Raw genomic sequence first — 7,252 nt, forward strand, 5'->3', positions numbered from 1 at the left:
CAGGCCCGTCCTCCCCCCGACGGATGATCGATGCGCCGTGCACTGCCCCTCGCCGTCTCCCTCTCGGGGCTGCTCCTCGCGGGCTGCGCTGACGCTGGGAAGGCGGTTCCGGCCGATCCGCCGACAGCCGGGGCCGGTGGTTCCGCCCGGCCCGCGAAGTCCGAGGGGGCTTTCGCCAAGGAAGGCTGGTTCGGCGGCGCGGACGGGTTGCACGCGCGCATCGCGATCAAGGGCGTCGAGCGGCGGGGCGCCAAGTCGGTGTTGCTCTACAGCGTCACATCTCTGGACTCGTCCACGAAGTCCGTCACGTTCGCGATCAACCTGCTCGACCCGGTCGGACGCCGGCTCTACAAGCCCACCGGCTCCACGAGCGGGGACGGCTTCGCGCCCGGCACGACCCGCGAGATGGCCGCCGAGTACCCGGCCATTCCGCAGAACGTCGAGAAGATCACGGCCCTCACTCCCGGCACGGCGGGGGAGTTCACCGGCATCCCCGTAACCGGCACCCCCACAGGCGCGAGTACTCCGACGGCCCCGAGTACTCCCACGGGCGCGAGCACCCCCACGAGTCCGGGAACCGGTACCGGTGGAGCGTCCGCCCAGCCGAGCACCAACCCGGCCGTCCTGTACGACGTCACCGAGGACGGGACCGAGGACGATGCGGCCAGTGCCTCCCCCAGCACGTCGGCTGGTTCTCCCAGCGCGACAGCCGGTTCTCCCAGCGTGTCTGCTGGATCTCCTAGTGCGTCGGCCGGTTCTCCCAGTGCGTCGGTCGAATCGCCGTCGGTGACCGTGAGCGGTGGGCGCACCGGTACGCCCGCCGACTTCCGCCCGCAGGACGGTGAGAAAGTCGCCAGCCGCTCCGCGCGGTTCGGGGAGGCGAAACGGCGCCTGGAAGTCAAGCCGTTCTACCGGGACGGCGCCTACATCGTCGCCGTGTTCGACATCGTCAATGAGGGCCCGAAGCCCACTCCGGCAGACGCCTCTTATGCGCACAAGGATTACCCGGGAGGCGTGTTCACCTCGTTCTCCATCCAGATCCCAGAACGCGAAGAGGTCTACCGCGCAGTCCGGGTCGGCCTTGAATCACCAGGTGCGCCCAGCGCCTACGTTGCCCCTGGACGCGCCGTCTTCCGAACCGGAGTGGACCAACCCGTCCGCGGCTTCGTCTACCTGCCAGCGCCATCGGAGGACATAACGTCCGTCGTCTTCGACGGTGGCCCTTTCGGGAAGGTCAACAAGGTCCCAGTGACGTAGGCACGGACGATCCGAACGGACAGGCGCGCGAGAAAGGTATGGGGCCGGTGCCGATCGGGCGGCACCGGCCCCACAGACCCTTGACCGACTAGCTCCAGGCGAGCATGCGGATCGGGTCCTCCAGCATGTCGCCGACGTCACGGAGGACCCGCGACCCCAGCTCGCCGTCCACGATCCGGTGGTCGAACGCCAGCGACAGCGTGGTGACCTTCCGGATCGCCAGTTCGCCCTCGTGCACCCACGGCATGTCCCGGATCTGGCCGAACGCCAGGATCGCGGCCTCACCGGGGGTGAGGATCGGGGTCCCGGTGTCCACGCCGAACACGCCCACGTTGGTGATCGTGATCGTCCCGTCGGACAGGTCGGCCGGGGACGCCTTGCCCGCCCGCGCCTTCTCGGTCAGCGCGCTGATCGCGCGGGCCAGGCCGGGCAGGTCGAGGTCCTGCGCGTCCTTGACCTTCGGGACGATCAGGCCGCGGTCGGTGGCCGCCGCGATCCCGAGGTTCACGTAGCGCTTGACGACGATCTCCGCGCCGGATGGCCCGTCCGCCCACGTGGAGTTCACCTGCGGGTTGCGCGCCACGGCCGTGAGCAGCGCCCGCGCCACCAGCAGCAGCGGGGACACCTTCACGTCCGCGAACTCGGGCAGTTCGCGGAGCCGCTTGACGGTCTCCATCGTCCGCGTCACGTCCACCTGGAGGAACTCGGTGACGTGCGGTGCGGTGAACGCCGAGCCGGACATCGCCGCCGCGGTCGCCTTGCGGACGCCCTTGACCGGCACCCGCTCCTCCCGCGGCCCGGCCTGCACGGGCACCTGCGGCTCCTGCGCCGTCGGCGTCCCGGATTGCGCGGCCAGGACGTCGTCGCGCGTGATCGAGCCCTGCGGGCCCGAACCCGTGACGGTCGCGAGGTCGACGCCGAGGTCCCTGGCCATCTTCCGGACGGGCGGCTTGGCCAGCGGCAGCCCGTTGCCCACAGGCTGTGGACGAGGGGTCGGTGGCGCGACCGCCGCAACAGGCGGCGCCCCGTTCGTGGCCTTGCGCGGACGGCGCTTGGTCGTGCCCTCCTTGACCCCGTATCCGACGAGGACGGGCTGGCGCTTCGGCGGTTCCTCGGGCGACGGCGACACCATGCCCGGCTCCTCGACGCGCGGCACGCCCTCTTCCTTGATGGCGGCCGCCTGCGCCGGAGGTTCGGACACCGGCGTCGCCACGCCGCCCGCGCCGTCGGCGTCCACGGAGATGATCGGCTTGCCGACGTCCACGGTCTCGCCCTCGGTGACCATCAGCTCAGTCACCACGCCCTCGAACGGGCACGGCAGCTCGACGATCGCCTTCGCCGTCTCGATCTCGACGATGGTCTGGTTGATCTCGACCGTGTCACCGGGCTGGACGTGCCATTTGACGATCTCGGCCTCGGTCAGGCCCTCGCCGACGTCCGGCAGTTTGAAGATCTTCGGCTGGCTCACCGGCGTCACCACGCGAAGGTCCGGTCGACCGCGTCCAGGATGCGGTCGAGGTCGGGCAGGTAGTGGTCCTCGTTACGGGAGGGCGGGTACGGCGTTGAGAATCCGCCGACCCGCAGCACCGGCGACTCCAGCCGGTAGAAGCACTTCTCGGTGATCCGGGCGGCGAGTTCGGCGCCGAACCCGTTGAACACCGGCGCCTCGTGGACGACGACGCAGCGTCCCGTCCGCTCGACCGAACCGACCACGGTGCCGATGTCGAGCGGGTTGAGCGAGCGCAGGTCGATGACCTCCAGCGACCGTCCCTCCTCGGCGGCCGCGGCGGCCGCCTCCAGGCAGGTCTTCACCGACGGGCCGTAGGCCAGCACGGTCACGTGCTCGCCCGGCTGGACGACCCTGGCCTCGTGGAGCGGCGCCCAGTCCGTCGACTCGACGTCGACCTCGGCCTTCTCCCAGTACCGCCGCTTCGGCTCGAAGAAGATCACCGGGTCGGGCGAGGCGATCGACTGCTGGATCATCGAGTACGCGTCCGCCGGGTTCGAGCACGCGACCACCCGCAGGCCGGCCGTGTGCGTGAAGTATGCCTCGGGGGACTCCGAGTGGTGCTCCACCGCGCCGATGCCGCCGCCGCACGGGATCCGGATGACGACCGGCAGCGACAGCGCGCCGAGCGACCGCATCCGCATCTTCGCCAGCTGCGTGATGATCTGGTCGGCGGCCGGGAACACGAACCCGTCGAACTGGATCTCGCACACGGGACGGTAGCCCCGCAGCGCCAGCCCGATCGCCGTCCCGACGATCCCCGACTCGGCGAGCGGCGTGTCGATGACGCGCTCCTCGCCGAAGTCCTTCTGCAGCCCGTCCGTGATCCGGAAGACGCCGCCGAGCTTCCCGACGTCCTCGCCCATCATGAGGACCTTCGGGTCGTTCTCCATGGCCTTGCGCAGGCCCTCGTTCATGGCTTTGCCGAGGGTCAGGGTGCTCACTTCGCCTCCTCCTCGAACGAGGCCAGGTAGGCGGCGAACTGCTCCTGCTCCTCGGTCATCATGGGGTGCCGGTCCGCGTACACGTTGTCGAACATCGACAGCGGTTCCGGGTCCGGCAGGGCCAGGCACGCCTCCCGCAGTTCCCTGGCCATCTGCTTGGCCTCGTCGTCGACCTTGTCGAAGAACCCCGAGTCGGCCAGGTCGTTGCGCACCAGGTACGCCTTGACGCGCTCGATGGGGTCCTTGAGCTTCCACGCCTCCTCTTCCGCCTTGAGGCGGTAGCGCGTGGGGTCGTCCGTCGTGGTGTGGGCGCCCATCCGGTACGTGTAGGCCTCGATGAGCGTCGGGCCCTGCCCGGTACGGGCGTTCTCCAGAGCCTTCCTGGTGACGGCCAGGCAGGCGAAGACGTCGTTGCCGTCCACCCGGAGGCCGGGGAACCCGAATCCGTTGGCCCGCTTGTAGAGGGGGATCCTGGTCTGCCGCTCCAGTGGCTCTGAGATGGCCCACTGGTTGTTCTGGCAGAAGAACACGACGGGCGCGTTGAACACCGAGGCGAACACGAACGACTCGTTCACGTCGCCTTGCGATGTCGCCCCGTCCCCGAAGTACGCGATCGTGGCGCCCGCCGACGAGGTGCCCAGCACGCCGTCCCGCTGGATGCCCATCGCGTACCCGGTCGCGTGCAGCGTCTGGCTGCCGATCACGATGGTGTACAGGTGGAAGCCGTGGTCGGCGGGATTCCACCCGCCATGGCTGACGCCCCGGAACAGGCCGAGCAGCTTCAGCGGGTCCACTTCCCTGCACCACGCCACTCCGTGCTCCCGGTACGTCGGGAACACCATGTCGTGCTGGGTCAGCGCGCGTCCGGAGCCGATCTGCGCCGCCTCCTGCCCCAGCAGCGACGCCCAGATTCCTAGCTCGCCCTGCCGGGTGAGCGCCACGGCCTCCAGGTCGATCCGGCGCACGATCACGAGATCGCGGTACAGATCGCGGACTTCCTCGGTGCTGAGGTCCAGGGGGTAGTCGGGATGCTCGACGCGCTCGCCCTCGGGGGTGAGCAGCTGGACGAGCTCTGGCTCGGCGACCTCGGGGATGTCGGGTGCGCCGCGCGCGGAGTCGATCGTCATCGATGACACTCCTCGTTCGGGGCCGGTGCACGGGATCGCCGCGCGTCCGGCCGATGTCAACGGCTCGAAGCCCCGGTAAGGGACAAAAGCCGCTAATGCCATCGTGGCAGACATCACACCTCGTGATGCAAGTCCCGCCGTCCGAGGTCCTACCCCGAGCCAGATCACCTGACCCAAACGTGGCACACGCCACCCGCCCGGACCGCGCGCCCGGCGGTCCGGATCACGGGCGGCGGCTCATTCGCGGGACAGGGCCCGGGTGGCGCCCGCGGCGACCGTCAGGCCGAGGAGCAGCCCGGCGGTGACGATGAACATGGCGATCCACTGGTAGACGCCGTCGGGGGAGAACACCCTCTCCTGTCCGAGGTCGCCGATGGGCAGGAGCAGGTCGAGCGTGTAGATGAACGGGTTGAAGTGGGGGGTGTCGTCGGAGTTCAGGATGGCGGGCTTGTGGAAGGAGAAGACGATCGTCCCGAAGGCGAGCAGGCCGATCAGCCAGCTCGCGGCGCGGAACGGGCGGTAGCCGTAGCCGACCAGGATGTCCTGCAGCCACCCGACGATCTTGCGGGGGAGCCCCTGGGTCTGGCGGCGGTCCCGGGCCTTGGCGAGCAGGACCGAGCGCCCGTCGGAGTCGAGGCCGAGCGAGCGGTAGGTCTGGGCGAGGCGCTCGTAGGGCTGGGGCGCGTAGCCGTCGGTGTCGCGGTGCAGCCAGTCGAGGCGCTGGCGGGCGGTGAGCGGCGGTTCGAGCGTCTCGTACTGCAGGCCGTCGAGTTGCAGCCGCGCCGGCCATGACGCGGCGTCGTCGCGCAGCAGGCTGATCCGGGCGTAGGACAGGTCGGCGATGCCCGTGATCGGCTCGGCGGTGCGCAGCAGGAGCTCCTCGGCCTGGAGGCGCTGCACGCTGAGCGCCGTCCCCTGCTCGTTGCGCAGGTGGGCGTCGCGCAGGCTGAGCTGTCCGGTGACGCGGGCGCCGGCGAAGCTGACGGCGCCGACCGCGCTGAACCCGTCCGAGCAGTAGACGTCGGTCTCGACGGCCAGGTCGTCGGCGTTCAGGGCGGTGCGTTCGGGCGCCGACAGCCGCGCGCCGACGAAGGACAGGTAGCCGCCGACGCGGGCGCCGCGGAGCCGGATCTCGCCCTCGGAGGTGAACCCGCCGTCGCAGAACACGTTCGCCGCCACGTCGAGGCGGCTCGCGTACAGGGCGGCGCCGGACGGGTTGTGCAGCCGCGCGCCCCGGAAGATCAGCTGGCCGCCGACCCGGGCGCCGGGCAGCCGGACCTCCCCGTTCGCGGAGAAGCCCTGGTCGCAGTAGACGTTGGCGTCGACGGCGAGGCGGTCGCCGAGCAGCGCGTCCCCGCCCGGGTTGGTCAGCTGGACGCCCGACATGTTGAGGATGCCGGTGATGTTGGCGCCGTCCAGCCACAGGCCGCCGGAGATGCGGCTGCCCTCCAGCCACAGGTGCCCGTCGACGCGGGTACCGGACGCGATGAGGCCGGGCAGGCGGCACCGCATCAGGTGGACGCTGTTCATGCTCGCCCAGTACAGGTGCGGCGCGTCGTCGAACGTGCATCCGGTGAGGGCCAGGGGGACGCTGACCTCCGCGTGGCCGAGGTTCAGCGAACCGGTGATGCGGGCGCCGCCGAGGCGGACCGCCGCGACCTGGCCCGGCTGCGGCTCCACCGCGCCGACGAGCAGCGCGACCAGGACCTCGGCCCTGACCACCCGCTCGCTTCCCCAGCGGTCGGCCTGCCCGAGGTCGTCGTAGGCGGGGTCGCCGGACGACAGGTCGACGGATTCACCTTTCGGGAAAGCCTCCCAAAGACGACGTTCCGGACGGGTCAGGTCCTCGATGTTCATCGATGGCTCCGGGGGTTCATAAGTGTTGGTGGGTGAGTGTTCATGAGTGATGTGGGGCGTGCCTATGAAGCCGGTGGGATGGGTTGGGTACACCGGGCTTCGTTCGCTGCGTAGCGGTGGCGGGAGGGCGTGTGGCGGGGGCGCCGACGCGACCGGTGCGCGCCCAAGTCGATTGCATGTTCGAAGATGATGACTTAAAGTATCCGTCATGCCGCAGCCCGTCATCATTGAAGGAGTGGACGCCGTCCCCGCGGCGGCCCACCCCGGCGTGGACGATGCCATCTGCCAGATCGGGCAGACCCCGGCACAGCCCGCAGGGCGGGGTGGGCGCCCACGGCCCCTGCGGCCGATCGATGCGCCGTTCGTGGCCGCCGGCCCGTCCGGGGTGGCGATCCGTACCCGGCTCAAGGGCCTCACGGCACGGGACGAGAACGTGCTGCGGGAAGTGGGTGTGCATCTGGGATCGCTGGCCGGCCGTGACCTCAAGGCCCGCTGCGAGGCCGGGACGGCGCATGATGCGGACGGGTGGGCGGTGCGTAAGCGGGGGTTGACGGGTGGCT

General features: G+C 70.3%; 5 protein-coding genes and 1 pseudogene. 2 read left to right on the top strand and 4 right to left on the bottom strand.

What is annotated here, in order from left to right:
* Window positions 1-30: 30 nt before the first annotated feature.
* Complete coding sequence (locus tag E1285_RS41890; protein ID WP_132160327.1) at window positions 31-1,257, top strand: hypothetical protein; 1,227 nt, start codon at window positions 31-33, stop codon at window positions 1,255-1,257.
* Between the two features lie 88 nt (window positions 1,258-1,345).
* On the opposite strand, the gene E1285_RS41895 is transcribed toward E1285_RS41890, so the two are convergent.
* From E1285_RS41895 to E1285_RS41910, 4 genes are all read right to left on the bottom strand, one after another.
* Window positions 1,346-2,725, bottom strand: coding sequence for a dihydrolipoamide acetyltransferase family protein (locus tag E1285_RS41895; protein WP_132160329.1), 1,380 nt, complete (start codon window positions 2,723-2,725; stop codon window positions 1,346-1,348).
* Window positions 2,726-2,730: 5 nt separating this feature from the next.
* Window positions 2,731-3,708, bottom strand: coding sequence for an alpha-ketoacid dehydrogenase subunit beta (locus tag E1285_RS41900; protein ID WP_132160331.1), 978 nt, complete (start codon window positions 3,706-3,708; stop codon window positions 2,731-2,733).
* Entirely contained in the window at window positions 3,705-4,835 is a 1,131-nt protein-coding gene (pdhA, locus tag E1285_RS41905) for a pyruvate dehydrogenase (acetyl-transferring) E1 component subunit alpha (RefSeq protein WP_132160333.1), read from the bottom strand. The genes E1285_RS41900 and pdhA overlap by 4 nt, the downstream gene beginning before the upstream one ends.
* A gap of 237 nt (window positions 4,836-5,072) precedes the next feature.
* The gene (locus tag E1285_RS41910; protein ID WP_132160335.1) at window positions 5,073-6,692 is read right to left on the bottom strand and encodes a hypothetical protein; all 1,620 of its coding nucleotides are present in this window, start codon (window positions 6,690-6,692) and stop codon (window positions 5,073-5,075) included.
* Between the two features lie 208 nt (window positions 6,693-6,900).
* On the opposite strand from E1285_RS41910, the pseudogene E1285_RS46985 reads away from it, so the two are divergent.
* Window positions 6,901-7,252 (top strand): annotated as a pseudogene (locus E1285_RS46985) (hypothetical protein); the annotation flags it as partial.

It is taken from the genome of Actinomadura sp. 7K507, from assembly GCF_004348425.1.
In the GTDB taxonomy this organism is placed as follows: domain Bacteria; phylum Actinomycetota; class Actinomycetes; order Streptosporangiales; family Streptosporangiaceae; genus Spirillospora.

Bases quoted from the DNA above. Each gene is read 5' to 3' on its own strand.
- E1285_RS41890 (WP_132160327.1), top strand. From the start codon at position 31: ATGCGCCGTGCACTGCCCCTCGCCGTCTCCCTCTCGGGGCTGCTCCTC.
- pdhA (WP_132160333.1), bottom strand. From the start codon at position 4,835: ATGACGATCGACTCCGCGCGCGGCGCACCCGACATCCCCGAGGTCGCC.
- E1285_RS41910 (WP_132160335.1), bottom strand. From the start codon at position 6,692: ATGAACATCGAGGACCTGACCCGTCCGGAACGTCGTCTTTGGGAGGCT.